The following is a 21,213-nucleotide window of genomic DNA, read 5'->3' as shown; positions in this document are numbered from 1 at the left end:
GAGAATCTTATGAAAAAGAAATATTTAGGCGTTCTGACTTGTTTACTATTTGCACTTTTCGCCTTACCTTCATGCTCTTATCCTTATGGTGATTGGGATACCGTTTGCGAAGATTGTCAGCATCCTAAGAGAAAGAAACAGAATTTTGCTTTTGTTCCTCTCTATACCGATGATGAAATGAATCAAAACTTTGCAGACTCTTTCGATTCTAAGGAGGAACAATTATACAAAACGAGTAGCCAATCGGCTTCCTTCCGAAATATTACTTTCGCAACTGATAGTTACACCATTAAAGGTGAAGAAAATTTAGCTATTCTATCTAGTCTTGTTCGTCAGATGCAAAAATCACCAAGAACAACATTATATATAGAAGGTCATACTGATGAGCGTGGAGCAGCTGCCTATAATCTAGCTTTAGGAGCGCGTCGTGCTAATGCTGTTAAGCAATATCTAGTTAAACAGGGAATTTCTTCAGAACGGTTATTTACTATATCTTACGGGAAAGAACAGCCAATGAATTCCGGTCATAATGAACTTGCTTGGCAACAAAACCGTCGTACAGAATTTAAAGTCCATGCACGTTAACTACAAACACTTATTTTACTGCGGATTAGGACTGTGTTTAGGGGTTACACTGCCTACAAATGCGGCAGGGAAATCCCCATCTATACATACTGTGCTTGCAGAAGTAGAAGATGTTTCTGCGAAATTGTTGTGTCATGAATCTGAAATCCAGATGTTAGCGGATCGTATAGATGAGCAGGATGGCAAAATACAAAGATTGTCATTTACAAAACCAGAATCTTTAGCGAAACAAATCCAACAGTTAGAGATCGAACACAAAACTCTCGCAAAAACTGTTACAGTTCTTACAGCTTCTGTAAAAGATATTCAAGCAACCCTAAATAATAAACTCCAAGAAATACAAAAAGACCATAAAACCCTCTCCCAAGATATCCGTCTTTTACGACGTTCTCTCTTAGCTCTTGTTGATGGTTCTTCCCCTGAAACTTATACAGATCTTTCTGATGAGGTTCCTTCGCATATTCACGTGGTAAAACCTGGAGAAACTTTAGGTAAAATCGCTGCAAAATATAAAATCCCCATATCAGAATTAAAAAAACTTAATAAATTAAATTCTGATGTTATTTACGCTAATCAAAAGCTTTGTTTACCAGAGAATAAGAAATGATTATCAGTTTTTCATAACTAATATTTACTTCTCGCTATAGATAATAAACAAAGTCTTTTGTAGGATCGGAAATAAAGTCCGATTTATCCATAATTCAATGAAACTGACAATTGCTTTATTTGGTGAAGCAGAAAAAGGAAGTTACGACACTGCTTATTTATGTCGTAGTACAGCAGATCTTTATGATCATCTCGGTGATGGATCTGCAACAACCGGGTCAGGAATAGCCTTAGCCATACAAGCTCTGATGTATGATTATAACGTACTTTATTTCAGAGTAAAAGAAGAAGGGTACTGTGTGGACAGTTATTTTTTCGGCCTACACTTCTTGAACACTCAGACTACTTTAAAAAACATCATCGCTATGGGCCTGCCCGGTGTTGGAGATCAACACATCATAGAAGCCTCTAAATCTCTTTGTCGAAAATATAAAAGTTTCCTTTTATTCTTCGAACAAGATCTCTACGATTTATTAACTTTTAATAAAGTTTTTTAGTCGATAGTTCCGAAGTATTCTTTTAAACCCTCTTCATTGGGGGCCATAGCCTTCTGCCCTTGATGCCAGTCTGCAGGACATACGAGCCCATGATTTTCAAAGAAAATCAAAGCATCTAATATACGAAGCTCTTCATCTATAGAACGACCTAAAGGAAGATCGTTAATTACCAGATGTCTGACTATACCTTCTTTATCGATCAAGAAAGATCCACGGAATGATAGTTTAGACTGGGAATCTAAAACACCATAAAGCTCGGAAAGTTCATGGGTTATATCAGAAACTAAAGGATAGGTAATGCCCTTAATTCCACCAGATTTTTTGTCGGTATCTAACCAACGTTTGTGAGTATCAAGATCATCAACGGAACAACCGATAACCTGTGCACCGCGACTTTCGAATTCTTCTAGCATATTTTGAAAAGCGTGAAGTTCTGTAGGACAAACGTAAGTAAAGTCTTTAGGATAAAAGAAAAGAACGACGTATTTACCGCGATAATCTTTCAAAGAAATGTTTTTTACTTCACCGTTAACAACTGCTTGTACAGAAAAATCTGGGGCAGTTTTCCCAATAAATACCGATCCCATTACCACCCTATTTTTATGATTATGCATCGCACCAGAGAGGACTTGAACCTCTGACCACCTGGTTCGTAGCCAGGTACTCTATCCACTGAGCTACTGGTGCACAGCTCTTTCGATAAAAAGTGTAGTCAAGTTAGGCCAAATGATCAAGTCTTTCTCCTTATCTTTGAAAAAAAGATAAAAGATATTCCTCATCAAGGGTTGTGTAAAATTTATTTACTACTATGGAGTATCTGGAAAAGAGCTTTCAGGAAACTTAGGATCTCCTTCAGAAGAGTCTACAATAAAAAATGAACTAGTCAAAAGTAAGCAAGAAATAGAAATAGAATATTTTAAAGCAAATTTAATCACAGTAAACGCGTCAAACACACCGGAAGAAATTAAATTTTCAAAAGTATCACTAATACAGTTATATCCAAAATAAGGATCTGGGTATGACAGAACTGTCTCTACTACATAGTCTGAAACTTTTCCACAATTCATAGCCAAAACTCTAAGAGGAGCTTCTGCAGATTGCAGCATACATTTGCAGCCGAACACTACCCCTGTGGATAATTGATCAGGAATTTTTACAATAGACGCTGCACGAGCTAATGCTGTTCCTCCTCCAGGAAGACAACCTTCTTTAAAAGCGGCTTTTGTAGCTTTTAAAGCATTCTCTAAACAAATTTTCTTTTCCCTGTAGTCACTTTCTGTCGCGGCTCCTAAATATATTTGAGCCATACCACCAACAAATCTTGCTAAACGTTTTTCCAAATCTTCAGTATCTATCTCGGAACTACTATCAAGAATAGCTTGGCGTAAATAATCAATGCGTTGCTCTATTCTTTCTTTACTTCCTTTTCCTTCAGATAAAAGAGTTGTGTTTTGTGTCACGACAACTTTCCCAACACGACCAAGAACATTTGAGTTATCCTCATTTAAGGAAATCTCCAAAAGATCCCCTACAAGAGTGGCTCCTGTCAAAATAGCAATATCCTCTAAAGTTTCTCTGCGCTGTTCACCGTATCCTGGAGCTTTTATTGCGCATACAGGGAGGTTGCCCTTAAGCTTATTAACAATTAAAATAGAGAGAAGTTGAGGATCGAAATCTTCAGCAACGATGATTAAAGGATTACGACTTGTTTGAAAAATCTGTTCTAGAAAATGAATAAATGATTGATTCAAGCAAGATAACGTTTGATTACACAATAAGATAGAAGCATCTTCATAGATAACTTCCATTGTTTCCGGATGCGTTATAAAATATGCAGATAGATATCCTGAGTTTAACCCTACATGTGTGGTAGCTTGTAAAGTAGTCTCCGCTCCCGCCCCTTCTCTTATAGAAAAAACTCCCTCCACACCAACTGTTGCTATAGCATCAGATAGAATCCTCCCGATAGAAGGATCGTGATTTGCTGAGGTTGTCGCTATATGAAATATGTCTTGTGTTTCATTTATCCCGATGGCGAGCTTAGCAAGCTCCTTATCTAACATTTCTCCAGCAAGCTGAATTCCTTGTTTGATCTCTAAAGGGTCCAACCCAACAGCAATACCTTTGAGTCCTGAAGAAAATAATGCATCGGTTAATACGATGGCTGTAGTAGACCCATCCCCTACCTGAGCTTCTGTTTGCAATGCAGCTTCTCTAGCAAGTTTCAACCCCGTATTTTCAAAAGCATCGGACAAATTAATCTCTTTAGCTATTGAAGCACCGTGTTTTGTGACATAAGGAGGAGTATGATCTTTTTTGATAACAACATGAGAACCTTGAGGTCCTAAAGTCGTGGTAACGGCCTTAGCTAAAGCACGCACGCCTCGATTTAACGCACTAAGTCCTTCTAATCGATTTTTAAATATTTTAGACACGTTCTTTCTATGTCTCCCCTAGATTCCAGGGATAAGGCGACCCTATAAGGTCGCTTATAGAAACAACAAAAATTCCTGTCAAACAGTGGAATCCTAGAAAGTCACCTATTCATAATCACTGTAATCAGGTATTAAGAAGGGCTTACGTATATTTTCAAACTTTGTTCTACCTTCAATACATAATCTTTTTAACGGCCAAATAATATAGCGCTCGTTTTGACAGATATGTAAGAATTTCTCCTCTCCCAAGCAACGATATATAGACGTTCTTCGTAAAGGAATTTTCTCTAAAGCTTTAAAAGCGTTTTCCACTTGTTTAGGATAAAGAGTTTTTAGAGTTCCTAAAATCGTACATTGCGTTTCCATAGGAAGAAATTCTTCGGGCTTTTCTAACATAAGTAAAACGCCTGAACAAAACTCCATTTTATACTTACCAAAAAACGGCTCATAGCAAAAAGGATAAAATGTTATTCCTGGTAACCGCGCTTCATTTAGCTTCTTTGCAACAAGATTTCCATCCATCCAAGGAGCTCCAATTACCCTAAAAGGAAGAGTATAGCCTATACCAATACTCGATATAGATAGAGCTCCTATAATCCCTGTTGCAGCATAGAAAAATGTTGTTTGTGCATCAGGAATTTGTGGGCTCGTAGGAATCCAGCTCAATCCTGTTTGAGAAAATGTCATGGAACGTTTCCAGCCCTGCATGGGAACTACGAACACTTGAGCATAGGGTGCATATTTCGCTTTATAAAAAAGTGCTAATTCTCCGGGAGTCATTCCATAGCAATAAGGAATTTCTGGAGCATAATCCGATTGAGACATAGGCATAGGACCATCGATTACCTTGCCTCCCATAGGATTAGGGCGATCCAATATAATCAAAGTCTTTTTATATTTTTGAGAAGCACGAACTAAATGGAGTAATGAAGAAATGAAAGTATAAGAACGCACTCCAATGTCTTGCACATCGTAGATTAAAACATCACTACCTTGCACAGCACATTCAGGAATGTCTTTCACACCATAGAGAGACACTGTACGTAATCCTTGAATTCCAGGAGCGGTTCCAGGAGTTTCTGCAGGTGCAGTACCGTAGTAGCCATGTTCTAACGTACAAAGAATATTCAAAGAACATAGTTCTTTATGTTCTTGAAAGACGGACAGAGCATCTTTTCCTTCGTGATTGATAGCAGCATTATGAGAAATTAATGTTATTTTCTTACCACGAATCCAAGACAAATAAGATTCATCGTTGAAAACACGATCTAGCCCTACCGATACCTGAGAGAATCCTAAGTAAGGAAATAAACATAATAAAATTAAAAATGAGCGTATAACTCTCATAACACCTATCTGCCTATAAAAAACAACATTCTGATAGTTTGTATGTTGGTTAAGTACTGCTAGCAAAAAAGATATCTTTGTGCAACCGTGCTAATAGTTGTGTAGATGCGACTATTTCGATTATTTTGTAATATAATCGAGGAAGGCACTACACTTGACAAAATTGCTAGTGTGATTTCAAACGAGACAAAAACTTTTAGTTATTTGCTCTTTCCCTTTCGCTAAGGAGAAACCTATGAAGATAGTAATTGCTAGCTCCCACGGTTATAAAATACGAGAAACTAAGACTTTTTTAAAACAATTAGGAAGTTTCGACATCTTCTCGTTAACCGATTTCCCTAACTATCACTCTCCTAAAGAAATAGGTTGTCTTCCTGAAGAAAATGCCCTAGCCAAAGGTCTTCATGCAGCAAAAGAACTCAATTCCTGGGTTATTGCAGATGATACTATGCTTATGGTGCCTGCATTGAACGGGCTTCCTGGTAAACTTTCAGCTACTTTTGCTGGAACAGACGCTTGCGATAAAGACCATAGGAAAAAACTTCTACAGGAGATGCAATCTCTAGAAAGTATTGTAGATCGGTCTGCGTATTTTGAATGTTGTATCGTTCTTGCTTCTCCAGAAGGAAAATTCTTTAAAGCTCGAGGAATTTGTGAGGGCTATATCAGCAATCAAGAGAAAGGCTCTTCAGGATTTGGCTACGATTCACTATTCTTAAAATATGACTACAAACAAACGTTTGCTGAACTTTCTGAGGATGTAAAAAATCAGGTCTCACATAGAGCTAAAGCTTTACAAAAGCTAACTCCTTATTTGCAAGACCTGTTAGAGAAACATCTACTCTTTAGGAACTAGCGTTTCTAACGAATGTTCTAAGCAGCCGCGAATTTCACGCATTTCTGCAAGTATAGCTTCTGCTCTTAAGAAATCTGCTTCTAAACCTGCTGCTGCCGGCATGCCTTCTTTACCTTGAAGTTTCTGCGTCGCTACGGGCATTTCCAAACTAACTGTAGATTTCGCTGTAAGTCGGTGTGTCTTGTTAAAAGAAACTGTTTGAATACCTTCATTCATGGGAGCTTCCAATTAATCATGGGCTTATTCAGCTTTTTAAGCAGGTAGTTAATTTTTGAAAAGTGCGAACAGCCAAAAAAACCCCTATGTGCCGCTAAAGGAGAGGGATGCGGAGCCGCTAAAATAGCATGTTTATGCGTGGAATGAAAAAGTAAGTCACATTTTTTTCTCGCAGCGTTCCCCCATAACACGAAAATCACATGGGAACGATTTTCTATAAGCTTGGCAACAATAGCATCAGTAAACTGTTCCCATCCCTGGCCAGCATGGGAAAAAGGAGCTCCTGCACGCACAGTCAACACAGTATTTAACAATAGAACTCCTTGATCTGCCCAAGATTGCAAACATCCCGTGGTATTTTCTATTCCTAGATCAGTTTGTAACTCACGAAAGATGTTGATAAGAGATGGGGGTAGACGTACACCTTTGGGGACACTAAAGCTTAATCCGTGAGCCTGTCCTTCTCCTGGATAGGGGTCTTGTCCGAGAATAACAACACGTACAAAATCAAAAGGTGTGCTTTTTAATGCAGTAAAGATATTGTCTTTTGCGGGATAGATTGTTGCTTGGGAATACTCAGATTGTAAAAATTCCCTAAGCTTATGCATGTAAGGTCGAGACCATTCAGTTTCAAGCTGCTCTTGCCAAGACAAAGGAAGCTGGTCTATAGTAAAGGCATTTTGCATAAACCACCCACTTTTATTATTTGAAAATAGAAGTATATTAACCTTCTCAGATTATTTTAGCTTCAGGGATCCTGATTTTTTTCAGTCAGAAGCTATAAGTTAGGATACCACTATGCTCACTTCAGAATTAAACGAAGCACAAATTGCAGCTGTCACTTCACCATTAAGTCCTATTTTAGTTCTTGCTGGAGCTGGAGCTGGGAAAACTCGTGTAGTAACATGCCGTATCCTCCATTTAATCAATGAAGGCATTGCTCCTAGAGAAATCTTAGCCGTCACTTTTACTAACAAAGCAGCAAAAGAACTTAAAGAACGTATTCTGCATCAATGTCCTCAAGCTCACGGTTCTGATATTCCTATGGTATGTACATTTCATAGCTTGGGAGTATTTATCCTACGTCGATCTATACAAGCTTTGAACAGAGAAAATAATTTTATTATCTATGATCAAAGTGATACCGATAAACTTCTCAAACAATGTTTGCAAAAATTTAATTTAAAGAAAACTCTCAGTAGCTCAATACAGTATCATATATCTCAAGCTAAAAATCGTCTGCTCTATCCTGAGGATTTAGATCCTGAAGAATATATTGATCCCGTAGTTTCTATTTATAAAGAATACCAACAACGTCTAAATGAAACTAATGCTTTAGATTTTGATGACCTTCTATTTCTTACCGTAAGACTGTTCAAGGAATTTCCTGAAATTAGAAAAGAATATAGCGAACTATGGAAGGCTCTCCTTATTGATGAGTATCAAGATACCAACCATGCACAGTATATGATGGCTCAGACCATCGCTGGAAAACACCAAAATATATTTGCTGTTGGAGATCCTGATCAGTCTATCTACTCTTGGCGTGGAGCCAATATCCATAATATTTTAAATTTTGAGAAAGATTATCCAAGAGCCCTTGTCTTACGTTTAGAAGACAATTACCGTAGTTACGGAAATATTCTTAACGCTGCTAATGCTTTAATCCAAAATAACGCATCAAGATTAAAGAAAGATCTACGTAGTGTAAAAGGTCCTGGAGAGAAAATTCGTGTATTTCTTGGCAAAACAGACAAGGAAGAAGCAGAATTTGTAGCTGACGAGATCAATCGTCTCCATAGAAGAGCAAACATCCCCCTACGTGATATTTGTATTTTTTATAGAACGAATTTCCAATCTCGAACTTTCGAAGATGCCTTATTACGTAGACGTATTCCCTATGAAATTCTTGGGGGATTATCTTTCTACAAACGTAAGGAAATTCAAGATATTCTAGCTTTTCTAAGAATGTTTACCGCTAGATGTGATGTCGTTGCTTTTGATAGAACCGTAAATCTTCCTAAACGTGGTTTAGGACCTTCTACGATTTCTTCTTTAATAGACTACGCTCTTACCAACAACTTACCTATGTTGGAAGCGTGTAAATATGCCTTAGAAACTCAAGCCGTAAAGTTATCGAAAAAACAGCAGGAAGGTCTGAAAAGCTACCTGAGTATTTTCCAACAACTCGAATACGCCTATGAAACTCTTCCTCTTAACGAGTTTGTTGTCTCTACCATAAGGATCACAGGGTATCTTCAAGTATTAAAGGAAGATCCTGATACTTTTGAAGATAGAAAAAGCAACCTTGATGAACTTGCTTCAAAAACTTTTGAGTGGGAACAGCAAAATACAGAAGGCTCCTTAGAAAGTTTCTTAGACGATTTAGCTTTAAAAAGTTCTACGGATGAAACAGAACTCATTGCGGATCGTGTCAATCTTATGACAATTCACAATGGTAAGGGATTAGAATTCCGTATAGCTTTTGTCGTAGGCTTGGAAGAAAACCTCTTTCCTCACGCAAACTCTAAAGGAAATTATGAAAATCTTGAAGAAGAACGACGGCTATGCTACGTAGGAATCACTAGAGCCCAAGATCTCCTTTATTTAACTGCAGCGCAAACTCGTTTTCTTTGGGGCACAGTTCGTGTCATGAAACCGAGTCGTTTTCTTAAGGAAATCCCTAGAGATTACTTGATTCAAGTACATTAGGTATGTTTCAGCAACATCAAAAGCTTTCTCAAAACTACCTTCCCTCGCTGCATATGCAGCAGGGATTGCAAATGTTGCAATTCCCAATTACTGAGCTTTCCTCTTATGTACTTCAACAAATCATTCATAATCCTTTCTTCGATCTTTCTTCTTTAGAAAATGAGGAATGGTCCGTATGTTCTTCTCTACCTTCTGTAGATACTGCGTATTCTCGACCAGAATCTTTGTTTTCTCATCTCCTTACACAAGTACAACAAACATTTGATAATTCTGAAGATCTGCTTATTGCCCAACACATTATAGGTAATCTATCAGATCAAGGTCTATTTCTCTCCTCTCCTGAAGAGCTGTCCTTACAATTAGAAGTACCTCTAGAAACTATTCATACTGTTTGGGAAACGATTCAGCATTTTCATCCTTTAGGTATAGCATCTACCTCCCTACAAGATTATTGGTTATTGCATTTAGAAGGCTCCTCACATGTACTTGCCTATAAGATTATCAAAGAATACTACACTCTTTTGATTAATTGTGATTTTCTACGCATAGCAAAGAAATGTCATTGTTCTCCTTCAGATATAAGAAACGCTCTTAAAGTAGCTTTAGCGACTATCCCTTGGTGTCCTGCAGAAGGTTATGCATCTTCATCTAATATACAACCCGCGCTTCCTGATGTTTATGTCACTAAAAAACATCAAATTTGGGAAATTCAAATTAGTTCTCGAGGATTACCTCCTATAAAACTTAACAGTGAAGTTTTTCATATTTATGAACAGCTTCCTAGAGAAGAAAAAAAGAATCTTACACAACAAATTCTTTCTGCTAAATGGCTTATCAAAAATTTAAGAAAACGAGAACAAACTCTATTTTGTATTGTAGAAAAGATCCTTCCTCATCAAGAAAACTTTCTTCTTGGCAAGACATCTTCTCCCAAAGCTCTTTCCGTAAAGAGCTTATCTGAAGAACTCTCCTTTCATGAATCAACAATATTTCGAGCTATAGAAAATAAAACATTGGCAGCACCTATAGGAATTATTCCTATGAAACAGTTGTTCCCACGCGCTGCTAGTAATGACAATTCTCAATCTAAGGAAATGATTCTACAGTGGATTCATCAGTGGATAACTTCAGAGACCACACCATTATCTGACGCTGATATTAGCAAACGGATTTCGGAACAAGGAATTCAATGTGCTCGTCGTACGGTAGCCAAATACCGCACACAATTGAAAATTCTCCCAGCATATAAAAGGAAATCATATTCTGAAATGTAAAGCAGTTTTACATCTCAGTAATTAAGTAAAGTACGCAATGTAGATTTGCTGCCAGCGAACACTTTCTAACTTTTGTTCTCTAGCATACTTTTCAAGAACTGGAATAGGTTGCGTTGCAAACATTCGAATTTCCGCATCTGTAAGTCTTAGCATCACCCACAAAGGTGGAATTCCAAGCATCTTTCGGATCTTTTTCATAGCACGACGGAAATAACTCTGTACGATGAACAATCTCACACCAAAATACATAGGAGTCGCAAGAATACAAGCAAGGCCTGCTAAAGGTGACCACAGACTTAACCCAAGACCAGAAAGAACAAAAAAGAACAAGCAATAACTTTCCCCTGGAGAGCGGAACAAAGGACCTAAAAACCGTCTCCACACTTTTGGTGAGGTTTGATAAGCCAATACTTCCTCAAACATAGGTTCATAGAATTTCATACGTGCAGCATGAACAGCTTCGTGAGCAAGTATCTCTTCTTTAGAATACATATAAAACCATCGCGCTGCTTTACGCAGGTGTTTGCGTAGCTGTATGGTTACCTGATTATTTGCTATCCATGTACATCCTGCCTCCCAAACATCCATACCTTCATTAGAATAGATAACTTCTAAATGCGTAGGGTTAATATCAAAAATCTCTTGTAATCTTGGAGGGAAAGCTGTGGGATAATCAGGGGCATTATCGATAATGTCTTGAGCACGATATAGAAAGGGGTGTTTTAACTCTTCGGGCCCAGCTATGATCCCCTGCTTATTCAAATCAAGTAGATCATCTTCTAAAGATTTTGGAGGAATTAAAAACTCAAACTTTTCCACGTTTTAGTTCCATTTTTCTAAGATACTACTGGAATCAGAAATACTATTTACATTGTTAAAATCACAAACGTCATCAAATCAGTATCAAAAGGTTTTCTCAGCAAACACTCTAGTTAGATAGAAGATTTGTTTCTTACAACTTTCAAAAATCAGAAATATTCTTATTAAAGTTTTCTTGCAGAGCTACATTCCCTAAGTATTACATTATTCCCTTGAAAAGAATCTACCTCATACTGAATAACCATTAGGACGCGCCAGGGCCTCTGGTCAAATCTCTGTTGAAGAATTAGAGTTCTGTTCTTTTTAAATGTTTCGTATAAGGATCGGCTCTACAAATCGTAGAAATTATAGAGACAATGAACTCTCAATAATAAACGGTATTTTCCTCTAAGAGAAAAACAAAATTACCTATTTTTAACCCTTCTTTATTTCGGAGATTTCTTCTCTATATTAAGAAGATTATTGTCAAAAATTCTAGCTTGTCCGTTATTACAACGAGCTGCAGTACGTGTTCGTAGTGAAAGCTTGCAATAAATAATAGATGCTTGCATGAGGATTTTTTTTAGATAGGGAACATAAACAATAAAAAAGGAGAGGCGTTTTTACTCCGAATAAAATGCGGAGCTCGCCATTTAATATTAATGAAAAAATCCTTAATCGTAGTGGAATCTCCTGCTAAAATCAAAACCTTGCAAAAGCTTTTAGGAAAAGGTTTTATTTTTGCTTCATCACTCGGACATGTTGTTGATCTTCCCGCCAAGGAATTCGGTATCGATATCGAACATGATTTCGAACCTGATTATCAAGTACTTCCTGATAAACAAGAAGTTATCAATCAAATCCGCAAGTTAGCTTCTAGCTGTGAGGTTGTTTATCTATCTCCCGACCCCGATAGAGAAGGAGAAGCTATAGCCTGGCATATCGCCAATCAGCTTCCTAAAAATACACATATGCAACGGATTTCTTTCAATGCGATTACCAAAGGTGCTGTTAATGAAGCTCTAAAGCATCCTCGAGAAATCGATATGGCTTTAGTAAATGCTCAGCAAGCCCGTCGCCTATTGGATCGTATTGTAGGTTATAAGATTTCTCCTATTTTAAGCCGCAAACTTCAGCAGCGATCAGGGATATCAGCAGGGCGTGTACAATCCGTTGCATTAAAGCTTGTTGTAGATCGTGAAAAAGCTATAGAAGCTTTTGTTCCTACAGAATATTGGAATATCCGTGTTTTCCTTCAAGACCCTAAGACTTCCAAAACTTTTTGGGCTCATCTCTATTCCGCAGATGGGAAAAAATGGGAAAAGGAACTCCCTAAAGGCAAAACCGAAGATGAAATTTTATTAATCAATTCTGAAGCTAAAGCTCAACATTATGCGGAGCTTTTAGAAAACGCTTCCTATAGAGTTACTCGTGTAGAAGCTAAAGAAAAACGTCGTAATGCGGCACCACCGTTTATCACATCAACTTTACAACAAGAAGCAAGTCGTCATTTCAGATTCTCTTCTTCGAAGACAATGTCTGTAGCCCAAACATTATATGAAGGCGTTGAATTAGATAATGAGGATGCAACAGGATTAATCACATATATGCGTACGGATTCTGTACGTATAGATCCTGAAGCACTAAATAATGCCAGAGACTATATACAGGATACTTTCGGTCAAGAATACCTTCCTAAATCCCCTAATCTCTATGCTACAAAGAAAATGACTCAAGATGCTCATGAAGCTATTCGTCCTACGGATATTCAGTTATCCCCAGACAAACTTCAAGGAAGATTAACTGATGACCAGCATAAGCTTTATTCCCTCATCTGGAAACGTTTCGTTGCCTCACAGATGAATCCTGCAGTCTATGATACGTTAGCGATGACCATCTCTACAAATGTGAAAATAGATTTACGCGCTTCTGGATCATTACTGAAATTCAAAGGTTTCCTAGCTGTATACGAAGAGAAAATTGATGATGATATAGCTGAAGAAGAAAATCTTTCTCTTCCCCAGCTGCATGCTCAAGATATTTTAGATAAAGAAAAAGTCTCTGCAGAACAGGCATTTACAAAACCTCTTCCAAGATTCACAGAAGCTTCTTTAGTAAAAGAGTTAGAAAAGTCTGGAATAGGCCGTCCATCTACATACGCAACGATTATGAATAAAATTCAAAGTCGTGAGTATACGATTAAAGAAAATCAGCGTCTGCGTCCTACAGAATTAGGGAAAATTATTTCACAATTCTTAGAGACAAATTTTCCTAGAATTATGGACATAGGTTTTACCGCTCTTATGGAAGATGAGCTAGAACTTATCGCTGATAATAAAAAATCTTGGAAACTACTTCTTAGAGAGTTTTGGGATCAATTTCTTCCTGTAGTCACCACAGCAGAAAAAGAAGCCGTTATCCCACGTGTTATAACCGATATAGAATGTTCGGCATGTCATAAAGGAAAACTTGTTAAAATCTGGGCAAAAAATCGCTATTTCTATGGTTGTTCAGAATACCCTGAATGTGACTTCAAAACTTCTGAAGAAGAACTTGCCTTTAATAAAGATGACTATGCTGTTGATACACCTTGGGATAGTCCCTGTCCTGTTTGTGAAGGCAAAATGAAAGTCCGTCATGGGCGTTTCGGCACGTTTTTAGGATGCTTAAACTATCCTAAATGCCGTGGAACGATCTCTATCCATAAAAAGGGAGAGGAAGTAGAAAAAGAAGAATCAATTCCTTGCCCTGCTACAGGATGCTCTGGAAAGATTCTAAAGAAGCGTTCACGTTATAATAAAACATTCTATTCTTGCTCAGAATATCCCGACTGCAGTGTGATTGGCAATACTATAGACGCTGTTGTTACAAAATATACAGGAACACCAAAAACTCCTTACGAAAAGAAAACAACGGGAAAGAAAAAAGCTGCAGGAAAAACAAGTAGTAAAACTACAAAAACAACAGCAAAGAAAAAGAGCGAAAAGAAAACCACTAGGGTAGGTTCTTTACTTACACCTTCTCCTGAACTCGCCCTGATGATAGGCAATGAGCCTGTGGCGCGTGGAGAAGCCACAAAGAAAATTTGGAAATACATCAAAGATCATAATCTACAATCTCCTGAAAATAAAAAGATGTTAATCCCTGATGATAAATTCCGAGCAATTATTGGCCCCGAACCTGTAGATATGTTCCAGTTACCAAAATTGCTAAATCAGCATTTATTTAAAGCTGGTTGATCTCGATGCTCGTCGTCAGCTTCTTCATAACTATCGATAAGCTGATACACCTCTTGCACAGATGTAGCTTTAGATAAAGCTGAGCGTAGAAATCGCACTTTAGAAGCGGATATTAAATAATGTCCGCAAAGCTTTCGTGTTTCACAGAGAAACTTCGCTTCACTTTGATAGTATTCATCTACCCACTGTAAATGTTGAATAAACGCTTGTTTCCTCATTGAAAAAGGCATTTTTTCATACGTCCCTGTCGTAAGATAATCTTGTATCTGTCTTACTATCCAAGGAGCTCCCATTGTACCACGTGCAACAAGCACACCATCACACCCCGTAGTGTCTAGCATTATCTTAGCAGCTTCTGGAGAAAATACATCGCCATTTCCAAATACAGGAAAATCCTTACCTGCTGCAGCCTTTGCTCGTGATATATATTCAAGATTGCTGGGGCCTACATAACCTTGAGCACGTGTCCTTCCATGCACAAAAACAGCGCTAGCTCCAGCATCTTTGATAACCCGCACCGTCTCTTCAACATTAATGTTATTTCCATCCCATCCAGAACGAATTTTTACAGTCACAGGAATAGACACAGCGTCAACGATCTTTTCTAAAACTTTTCCAATAAGCTCTGGTGATTTTAATAACCCTGATCCACTACCATCTTTTGTAATCCTATCTGTAGGACAACCGCAGTTTAAATCTATTAAATCAAAACCTAAACCTTCTAATACCTTAGCAGATTCTCCAGCCATTTCAGGTTTACTACCACAGAGTTGTCCACCTATAGGACGCATAGATTCAGAATACTCTAAAAGTTTTAGTGTGCGTGAAGGAGAATAATGCAACCCCTCTATCTTTACCATCTCACAAAACATTAAAGCAGGAGGGCCGTAAAGCGAAGACATTCTTCGATAAGGATAATCCGAAAAACCCGCTAAGGGTGCATAAACAATAGGAGATCTTAGTAAAATATTTCTTATATATATTGGAGAAGCCATGGAGACTGAAAAATATTAAGAATGACAAATCTCAGGGTTCGTATCACAATAAAGGGAACAGCCTCTAAGCAAAGTAGAGCAATCAAAGGACTAATATCGATGAAGCCAATCCGGGGAATAAATTTTCTAAATAGAGCTAGATAAGGCTCTACGAACTTATATACGTACTGATACCATTTTGTATTGTGGCATTCAGGAACCCAAGAGGCAAGAATATACACCAAGATTAAAAAACTATAAACATTAATAGCCGCTTTCAAAAAATAAGATACCATTTTTTTCCCCTTTATAAACAATTAATATGTGTTTTTCTTGAAAAACAGCCATTTATTCTTTAAAATGGTTACCTTTATTTTTTAAGAACACCGTACTATGGATTTTAAACTGCCCATATACCACATCGGGGTAACCCAAGATGCAAATAATACTATTAAAATAGCAATTTTGCAGAAAACATGTAAAGGATGGATAGTTTCCCATTGCGAGCATATCTTTGAAGATCAAGAATGGCAACTTCCAAAAAAATATTTCACATCTTCTATTACTTTTTCTTTAAAAGGGACCGATAGTTTAATTAGAAGCTCGCTTTCTTTATTAAAGAATAAAAAAAATATTTTAAAAATAGCTTTAACCGACCTAGAAACCAATGCGGCGTTTCCTTGGAATTCCTTGGTAGTCGCTCCTAGATTGGGGAAGAGAAACGAGAACGGAGAAACTCCAGTAACTTTATGGGTAACACAAAAAGCTACAGTCGAGCGTGAGGTAGCTCTTTTACATAAAGCTCGGATATTTCCGGACTCTGTCTCCTGCCAGCCTGCGGATATATTTTCCCTAGCCCAACAGACACCTTTGAAAGCTCTCCCTGCGTACTTCTTAGTTTATACAGGATCTTCTGAGACCACCTGCCTTTTTGTTCAAAATGGGTCCGTTTTGGTCTCCCGTTCCTTTTGTAACTCTGCTAAGAAAAATGGCGAAGACATTCTCACTACGCTAGATTACGTAAGAGAAACCTATACTTCTATAGAGTTGACAGCTATACACACTGTGCAACTTCCAGAAGAATTAAAAACATCTTTAGAACAAAAATTGTCTTTACCCCTGATTTCCTGCCAAACAATGACTTTTGGCTTAGAAGAAGAGGAATGGGCAAATTATGGTGATGCGATTACTACAGCGTATCACGGAGCTTCCCGGGGAACCCTGACATTCCCCTACAACCCGGTTTTTAACTGTACAGAATCCCAAAAGCACTGGTTAAAACGTTCGGTATTTGTAATAGGGAAGCTGGCCTTATTATCCACTATACTTGTAGGTCTAGGTTCGACTTTAAAACTCGCCTCTATTTCTCATCGAGTACGAGAACATTTTGCCCTAGTATGTCCTGAAACAAAAAAAATTCCTAAATCCCTTCGTGGTGTAGAAGAAGCGTTGCATGCCGCTGTATCATCGAATGCGCGCCTTGAGTATCCCTACCTGCCTACAATCCCGACAAGTAAAGAAACTATGCAGTTTCTTTCCTCCGTAGCGCAGAGTACTCCTTCCGTGAAACTTTCGTATTTCTGTTATTCCTTAGAGTCATTTCCTTCTCAACAGAACCCCACCCTACCTTACAAAGCGCATATTTCCATTAGAGGTGAAGGAAATCCCGAAGAAGTGTCTGAGTTCCTCCGCAAAATATCCCTGCATCCCAAACTCTCCAATGTTACCAAGACATTGTGTAGCGGACACTCTTTCGAATTACAATTTACTATGGTTTCCCAGGAAGTCCTATGAAAAAATGGTCATTAGTTTGCGCTCTTATTGCGCTAAGTTTAGTTAGCTGTCTTCCGATTATAGGCATCGTTTACAAACATGTCCGGACAACAAAACGTTGGGAAGCTCTAAACTCACATATTCTTACTCTAAAGATTATGAAAGATCAATCTGATCTGATTAATAAAATGAATGAGCGCCTTAAACAACAACATAAAAACATCCAACCCCAAGAACTCCTTCAGGCAAGTAAAAGAATTCGCCTATTAGGCAGGGAACAAGATCGCTTAGCGTCTCTTAAAGAAAATTCCCTGATTTCCCAGAGTAAAGAGGTATGGTCTAGGAAACAAAAGTTTCTTTCATCAAACAACCAAGCGATATGGTCAATCGGACAGATTGCCGATGATCTCATATCCCTACGTCTGGAAAATCCTGTAGAAGCTGACAGCGATAATCTTGAAGAACTATTTTACTTATTTGATACTACTAACCCCAACGCACCTTTAGCTTTCTTCACACATTGGGAAATGACAAAACTGACCACACCGTTAAACAATCAGGTGTGGTCTATAAATGCTGAGGCTATAAGTCGATGGTTGTAAGAAAATTTTTATGCCTATTCCTTCTATGTTCTGCTTTTATTCCCGGCTATGCCGCTGGAACCTATGAAAAGCTGACATTAACGGGGATTAACATCATTGATAGGAACGGCTTATCGGAAACGATCTGCTCTAAAGAAAAGCTGAAAAAGTATTCTAAAGTAGATTTTCTATCCCCCCAGCCCTATCAAAAAGTTATGCGTATGTATAAAAATACACGCGGTGAAAACGTGTCGTGTTTAACAACATACCATCCGAACGGTCAATTGAAACAGTATCTTGAGTGTGTGAATAATCGTGCTTGTGGACGCTATCGAGAATGGCACAGCAATGGAAAAATCAGAATCCAAGCAGAGGTTATAGGAGGCATTGCGGATCTTCATCCTTCTGCAGAATCTGGGTGGTTATTCCATGGAACAACACTAGCCCATAATGATGAAGGTATACTAGAGGCCGCAATTAATTATGATAAGGGTTTACTCCAAGGAACCTCATATTACTATCATTCCAACGGTCAGGTATGGAAAGAGTGTTCTTATCATAAAGGCCGGGCTCATGGAGATTTTCTTACTTATACGGCAGAAGGCTTCTTACTGAAAAAGCAGACCTACCAAGATGGGGAAAAGCATAACATATCCGTACGCTATGAAGAACGTTCTAATACTGTGCTCTCTGAAGAGGAATATGATAATGGTTTGTTATTAAGAGGTTCTTATTTAGATCCCCAAACACATCAAATATTCTCCGAAATCGTTAATGGTAACGGAACGCAAGTAATCTATGGGAAACATGCAATTGTAGAAACCCGTGTGTTTGTACGCGGTGAGGCCTGCGGAAAAGTTACTGTTTTTGATAATCTTGGGGACCAGATTCTTCAGACATATGCATTAGTCGAAGGTGTAAAACACGGTGAAGAGCTATTTTTCTATCCTGATACAGGAAAATTTAAACTCCTTTTAACTTGGAATCATGGTATTTTACAGGGTCCTGTAAAGACCTGGTATCCAAATGGATCATTAGAAAGTTGTAAGGAATTGATAAATAATAAAAAATCTGGGCTATTAACTTTGTACTATCTTGAAGGCCAGATTATGGCTACTGAAGAATATGACAACGAACTACTTATAAAAGGAGAATATTTCCGCCCTGGAGATCGTCATCCTTATTCTAAGATCGATAAAGGCTGTGGAACGGCTGTGTTTTTCACATCCTCAGGAACGATTACTAAAAAGATCCCTTATCAAGATGGTAAACCTCTGATCAATTAACTATGGATACTTCTGTGATTGCCGAGAAAAAGAAGCAACGTGAATTTTTTACTTCCCTAAGGCAATCTATACAAGAACCTCGGTTATCGCAAGCATCTCTAGCAGTTGCTGCTTTTATTCGTGAATTACCCAAAGGAAGCTTCGTGCTTTCCTTTATTCCTTTCCGTTCAGAAATCAATATAAATTCGGCAAATCAAATTCTCATCAATGAGTTCTCCTTAGCGCTACCACAAATACATGATCGTGAACTTATACCTGTTCACGTACCTTCATTAGCAGTCTTATCCAAGCTAACACATCCTTTACGGCTTTCCGAATTTAATTTAGGGCCCATCTTACCACAACAAATCACTCATGTTCTCGTCCCGGCCCTAGCCTTTGATAATGCTAATTATCGTCTTGGTTATGGCGGTGGTTGTTACGATCGTTGGTTAGCCAAGAATCCTCATCCCATAACTATAGGAGTAGGATTTAAAGAACAAAAAACTCCTATTCTCCCTAGAGAAGTCCACGATATTCCCTTATCACAGGTATTTTTCGCGTAATCAAATCTATTTTAGGAAACGCATTCAGAAATACCTTCTAGAAATTTTTAGCCCCTCACCATGAAGGTCTTTGTGTTTTTCCTAATAAATCAGTGAATTGTCAATAACACATTCTGTGTGTATGATGACAGTCCACTGTCAAGGTGAACTACAAGAAATCTTTTACTTATATTACGACGAACCCCACAGATACAGAACATGCTATATTTACAACTGCTTTCTATCTTGACTGGTGTGAAAAATTGGGTTATCCATAAAAATCAAAAGAAAAGCCAAGCATACATCTATCATAAAAAATCACCACTCTGACATCTCTTAGCCAATTTCGAGAAGAAGCTTACCCATTCTTCTCTCAAAGTCCAAAAATTAAGGACTATTGCATAGAAAGCGTGGAAAAAAGGAGCACCTATTAAATGAATGTACCCGATCGTAAAAAAGCACTAGAAGCAGCAATTGCCTATATCGAAAAACAATTTGGCTCTGGATCTATCATGAGTCTAGGGAAACACTCTGCCACTCATGAAATTTCAACTATAAAAACAGGAGCCTTATCTTTAGATTTAGCTTTAGGTATCGGGGGTGTTCCAAAAGGACGTATTGTTGAGATTTTTGGCCCTGAATCTTCAGGGAAAACTACATTAGCTACCCATATCGTTGCCAATGCTCAAAAAATGGGCGGTGTCGCTGCGTATATTGATGCAGAACATGCTTTAGACCCCAGCTATGCTTCTCTTATAGGTGCAAATATCAATGATCTTATGATCTCCCAACCTGATTGTGGTGAAGATGCTTTAAGTATTGCTGAACTATTAGCAAGATCAGGAGCTGTTGATGTTATTGTTATTGATTCTGTAGCTGCTTTGGTTCCTAAAAGCGAACTCGAAGGAGATATCGGTGATGTACATGTAGGCCTACAAGCACGTATGATGTCTCAGGCACTACGTAAGCTTACAGCAACATTAGCACGTAGTCAAACCTGTGCGATCTTCATTAACCAGATTCGTGAAAAGATAGGCGTTAGCTTCGGTAATCCTGAAACAACAACAGGTGGACGCGCTTTAAAATTTTATTCATCGATACGCATGGATATCCGTCGTATAGGAGCTATTAAAGGTAATGAAAGTTTTGATCTTGGAAACCGCATCAAAGTAAAAGTTGCTAAAAACAAATTAGCACCTCCATTCAGAACTGCAGAATTTGACATTCTCTTTAATGAGGGCATTTCTTCGGCGGGATGTATCCTAGATCTCGCTGTAGAGCACAATATCGTGGAAAAAAAAGGCTCTTGGTTCAACTACCAAGATCGCAAGTTAGGTCAAGGAAGAGAAGCTGTTCGTGAAGAACTCAAGAAAAATAAGAAACTATTTGATGAGTTAGAAAAACGTATCTTTGACATAACTTCTTCAGCAAAATCAGCAGTTATAGAAGAGAAAAAAGAAGAGCAAACAGCGCGGCCTGTAGCTTAAAATATAACCTTTAGATTCTCCTT

Annotated in this window: 20 protein-coding genes and 1 tRNA gene; 12 read left to right on the top strand and 9 right to left on the bottom strand. The window is 38.1% G+C overall.

Annotation, left to right across the window (positions count from 1 at the left end; all coding sequences use genetic code 11):
* Window positions 1-9 precede the first annotated feature (9 nt).
* From O1W69_RS01725 to O1W69_RS01715, 3 genes are all read left to right on the top strand, one after another.
* Window positions 10-585, top strand: coding sequence for an OmpA family protein (locus O1W69_RS01725; RefSeq protein WP_375793799.1), 576 nt, complete (start codon window positions 10-12; stop codon window positions 583-585).
* Window positions 575-1,192, top strand: coding sequence for a LysM peptidoglycan-binding domain-containing protein (locus O1W69_RS01720; RefSeq protein WP_375793798.1), 618 nt, complete (start codon window positions 575-577; stop codon window positions 1,190-1,192). Before O1W69_RS01725 ends, O1W69_RS01720 begins: the two co-directional genes overlap by 11 nt.
* A gap of 97 nt (window positions 1,193-1,289) precedes the next feature.
* Entirely contained in the window at window positions 1,290-1,688 is a 399-nt protein-coding gene (locus O1W69_RS01715) for a hypothetical protein (protein WP_375793797.1), read from the top strand.
* Here the strand turns inward: O1W69_RS01715 and O1W69_RS01710 are convergent.
* From O1W69_RS01710 to O1W69_RS01695, 4 genes are all read right to left on the bottom strand, one after another.
* Window positions 1,685-2,275, bottom strand: a complete 591-nt coding sequence (locus tag O1W69_RS01710; RefSeq protein WP_375793985.1) for a peroxiredoxin — start codon at window positions 2,273-2,275, stop codon at window positions 1,685-1,687. The two genes, O1W69_RS01715 and O1W69_RS01710, sit on opposite strands and share 4 nt — an antisense overlap.
* A gap of 27 nt (window positions 2,276-2,302) precedes the next feature.
* Window positions 2,303-2,375: transfer RNA gene (locus O1W69_RS01705), tRNA-Arg, on the bottom strand.
* Window positions 2,376-2,494: 119 nt separating this feature from the next.
* Entirely contained in the window at window positions 2,495-4,123 is a 1,629-nt protein-coding gene (locus tag O1W69_RS01700) for a molecular chaperone GroEL (protein ID WP_375793796.1), read from the bottom strand.
* A 105-nt stretch (window positions 4,124-4,228) separates the two neighbouring features.
* The gene (locus O1W69_RS01695; RefSeq protein WP_375793795.1) at window positions 4,229-5,470 is read right to left on the bottom strand and encodes a DUF1343 domain-containing protein; all 1,242 of its coding nucleotides are present in this window, start codon (window positions 5,468-5,470) and stop codon (window positions 4,229-4,231) included.
* 235 nt (window positions 5,471-5,705) lie between these two features.
* Here O1W69_RS01695 and rdgB point away from each other — a divergent pair, with 235 nt between their 5' ends.
* Entirely contained in the window at window positions 5,706-6,326 is a 621-nt protein-coding gene (gene rdgB / locus O1W69_RS01690) for an RdgB/HAM1 family non-canonical purine NTP pyrophosphatase (RefSeq protein ID WP_375793794.1), read from the top strand.
* Here the strand turns inward: rdgB and O1W69_RS01685 are convergent.
* On the bottom strand, window positions 6,309-6,542 hold the full coding sequence (locus O1W69_RS01685; protein WP_375793793.1) for a hypothetical protein: 234 nt from the start codon (window positions 6,540-6,542) through the stop codon (window positions 6,309-6,311). The two genes, rdgB and O1W69_RS01685, sit on opposite strands and share 18 nt — an antisense overlap.
* Window positions 6,539-7,228: a uracil-DNA glycosylase gene (ung, locus tag O1W69_RS01680; protein WP_375793792.1), complete on the bottom strand. Its 690-nt coding sequence runs from the start codon at window positions 7,226-7,228 to the stop codon at window positions 6,539-6,541. The genes O1W69_RS01685 and ung overlap by 4 nt, the downstream gene beginning before the upstream one ends.
* 112 nt (window positions 7,229-7,340) lie before the next feature.
* Here ung and O1W69_RS01675 point away from each other — a divergent pair, with 112 nt between their 5' ends.
* Window positions 7,341-9,254, top strand: a complete 1,914-nt coding sequence (locus tag O1W69_RS01675; RefSeq protein WP_375793791.1) for an ATP-dependent helicase — start codon at window positions 7,341-7,343, stop codon at window positions 9,252-9,254.
* 2 nt (window positions 9,255-9,256) lie between these two features.
* Window positions 9,257-10,528, top strand: coding sequence for an RNA polymerase factor sigma-54 (gene rpoN / locus O1W69_RS01670; protein ID WP_375793790.1), 1,272 nt, complete (start codon window positions 9,257-9,259; stop codon window positions 10,526-10,528).
* 21 nt (window positions 10,529-10,549) lie between these two features.
* Here the strand turns inward: rpoN and O1W69_RS01665 are convergent, their stop codons facing one another.
* Window positions 10,550-11,347, bottom strand: coding sequence for a hypothetical protein (locus O1W69_RS01665; protein WP_375793789.1), 798 nt, complete (start codon window positions 11,345-11,347; stop codon window positions 10,550-10,552).
* A gap of 641 nt (window positions 11,348-11,988) precedes the next feature.
* On the opposite strand from O1W69_RS01665, the gene topA reads away from it, so the two are divergent.
* On the top strand, window positions 11,989-14,565 hold the full coding sequence (topA, locus tag O1W69_RS01660) for a type I DNA topoisomerase (RefSeq protein WP_375793788.1): 2,577 nt from the start codon (window positions 11,989-11,991) through the stop codon (window positions 14,563-14,565).
* On the opposite strand, the gene dusB is transcribed toward topA, so the two are convergent.
* Both dusB and O1W69_RS01650 read right to left on the bottom strand, forming a co-directional pair.
* On the bottom strand, window positions 14,541-15,560 hold the full coding sequence (gene dusB, locus O1W69_RS01655; RefSeq protein ID WP_375793787.1) for a tRNA dihydrouridine synthase DusB: 1,020 nt from the start codon (window positions 15,558-15,560) through the stop codon (window positions 14,541-14,543). The two genes, topA and dusB, sit on opposite strands and share 25 nt — an antisense overlap.
* Window positions 15,539-15,835, bottom strand: a complete 297-nt coding sequence (locus O1W69_RS01650; RefSeq protein WP_375793786.1) for a YggT family protein — start codon at window positions 15,833-15,835, stop codon at window positions 15,539-15,541. Before O1W69_RS01650 ends, dusB begins: the two co-directional genes overlap by 22 nt.
* A gap of 97 nt (window positions 15,836-15,932) precedes the next feature.
* Here O1W69_RS01650 and O1W69_RS01645 point away from each other — a divergent pair, with 97 nt between their 5' ends.
* The 5 genes from O1W69_RS01645 to recA all read left to right on the top strand — a co-directional run bounded on the left by O1W69_RS01645 (window position 15,933) and on the right by recA (window position 21,190).
* Entirely contained in the window at window positions 15,933-17,333 is a 1,401-nt protein-coding gene (locus O1W69_RS01645; RefSeq protein ID WP_375793785.1) for a hypothetical protein, read from the top strand.
* Window positions 17,330-17,914, top strand: a complete 585-nt coding sequence (locus O1W69_RS01640; RefSeq protein WP_375793784.1) for a hypothetical protein — start codon at window positions 17,330-17,332, stop codon at window positions 17,912-17,914. The genes O1W69_RS01645 and O1W69_RS01640 overlap by 4 nt, the downstream gene beginning before the upstream one ends.
* Window positions 17,905-19,179 (top strand): toxin-antitoxin system YwqK family antitoxin, encoded by a 1,275-nt coding sequence (locus O1W69_RS01635; protein ID WP_375793783.1) that lies wholly within the window; start codon window positions 17,905-17,907, stop codon window positions 19,177-19,179. The genes O1W69_RS01640 and O1W69_RS01635 overlap by 10 nt, the downstream gene beginning before the upstream one ends.
* Window positions 19,180-19,181: 2 nt before the next feature.
* A complete protein-coding gene (locus tag O1W69_RS01630) occupies window positions 19,182-19,724 on the top strand; it encodes a 5-formyltetrahydrofolate cyclo-ligase (RefSeq protein WP_375793782.1) in 543 nt (180 codons plus the stop codon).
* A gap of 413 nt (window positions 19,725-20,137) precedes the next feature.
* On the top strand, window positions 20,138-21,190 hold the full coding sequence (gene recA, locus O1W69_RS01625) for a recombinase RecA (RefSeq protein ID WP_375793781.1): 1,053 nt from the start codon (window positions 20,138-20,140) through the stop codon (window positions 21,188-21,190).
* Window positions 21,191-21,213 lie beyond the last annotated feature (23 nt).

The sequence above is a fragment of the Chlamydia sp. 12-01 genome, from assembly GCF_042234205.1.
GTDB lineage: Bacteria > Chlamydiota > Chlamydiia > Chlamydiales > Chlamydiaceae > Chlamydia.
The sequence above is the reverse complement of the archived record's forward strand: the minus strand, read 5'-3'. Positions and strand labels throughout refer to the sequence as shown.

What these genes read in the sequence shown, in the direction of transcription:
- O1W69_RS01725 (WP_375793799.1), top strand. Translation starts at nt 10, where the DNA reads ATGAAAAAGAAATATTTAGGCGTTCTGACTTGTTTACTATTTGCACTT.
- O1W69_RS01720 (WP_375793798.1), top strand. Translation starts at nt 575, where the DNA reads ATGCACGTTAACTACAAACACTTATTTTACTGCGGATTAGGACTGTGT.
- O1W69_RS01715 (WP_375793797.1), top strand. Translation starts at nt 1,290, where the DNA reads ATGAAACTGACAATTGCTTTATTTGGTGAAGCAGAAAAAGGAAGTTAC.
- O1W69_RS01710 (WP_375793985.1), bottom strand. Translation starts at nt 2,275, where the DNA reads ATGGGATCGGTATTTATTGGGAAAACTGCCCCAGATTTTTCTGTACAA.
- O1W69_RS01695 (WP_375793795.1), bottom strand. Translation starts at nt 5,470, where the DNA reads ATGAGAGTTATACGCTCATTTTTAATTTTATTATGTTTATTTCCTTAC.
- rdgB (WP_375793794.1), top strand. Translation starts at nt 5,706, where the DNA reads ATGAAGATAGTAATTGCTAGCTCCCACGGTTATAAAATACGAGAAACT.
- O1W69_RS01685 (WP_375793793.1), bottom strand. Translation starts at nt 6,542, where the DNA reads ATGAATGAAGGTATTCAAACAGTTTCTTTTAACAAGACACACCGACTT.
- ung (WP_375793792.1), bottom strand. Translation starts at nt 7,228, where the DNA reads ATGCAAAATGCCTTTACTATAGACCAGCTTCCTTTGTCTTGGCAAGAG.
- O1W69_RS01675 (WP_375793791.1), top strand. Translation starts at nt 7,341, where the DNA reads ATGCTCACTTCAGAATTAAACGAAGCACAAATTGCAGCTGTCACTTCA.
- rpoN (WP_375793790.1), top strand. Translation starts at nt 9,257, where the DNA reads ATGTTTCAGCAACATCAAAAGCTTTCTCAAAACTACCTTCCCTCGCTG.
- topA (WP_375793788.1), top strand. Translation starts at nt 11,989, where the DNA reads ATGAAAAAATCCTTAATCGTAGTGGAATCTCCTGCTAAAATCAAAACC.
- dusB (WP_375793787.1), bottom strand. Translation starts at nt 15,560, where the DNA reads ATGGCTTCTCCAATATATATAAGAAATATTTTACTAAGATCTCCTATT.
- O1W69_RS01650 (WP_375793786.1), bottom strand. Translation starts at nt 15,835, where the DNA reads ATGGTATCTTATTTTTTGAAAGCGGCTATTAATGTTTATAGTTTTTTA.
- O1W69_RS01645 (WP_375793785.1), top strand. Translation starts at nt 15,933, where the DNA reads ATGGATTTTAAACTGCCCATATACCACATCGGGGTAACCCAAGATGCA.
- O1W69_RS01640 (WP_375793784.1), top strand. Translation starts at nt 17,330, where the DNA reads ATGAAAAAATGGTCATTAGTTTGCGCTCTTATTGCGCTAAGTTTAGTT.
- O1W69_RS01635 (WP_375793783.1), top strand. Translation starts at nt 17,905, where the DNA reads ATGGTTGTAAGAAAATTTTTATGCCTATTCCTTCTATGTTCTGCTTTT.
- O1W69_RS01630 (WP_375793782.1), top strand. Translation starts at nt 19,182, where the DNA reads ATGGATACTTCTGTGATTGCCGAGAAAAAGAAGCAACGTGAATTTTTT.
- recA (WP_375793781.1), top strand. Translation starts at nt 20,138, where the DNA reads ATGAATGTACCCGATCGTAAAAAAGCACTAGAAGCAGCAATTGCCTAT.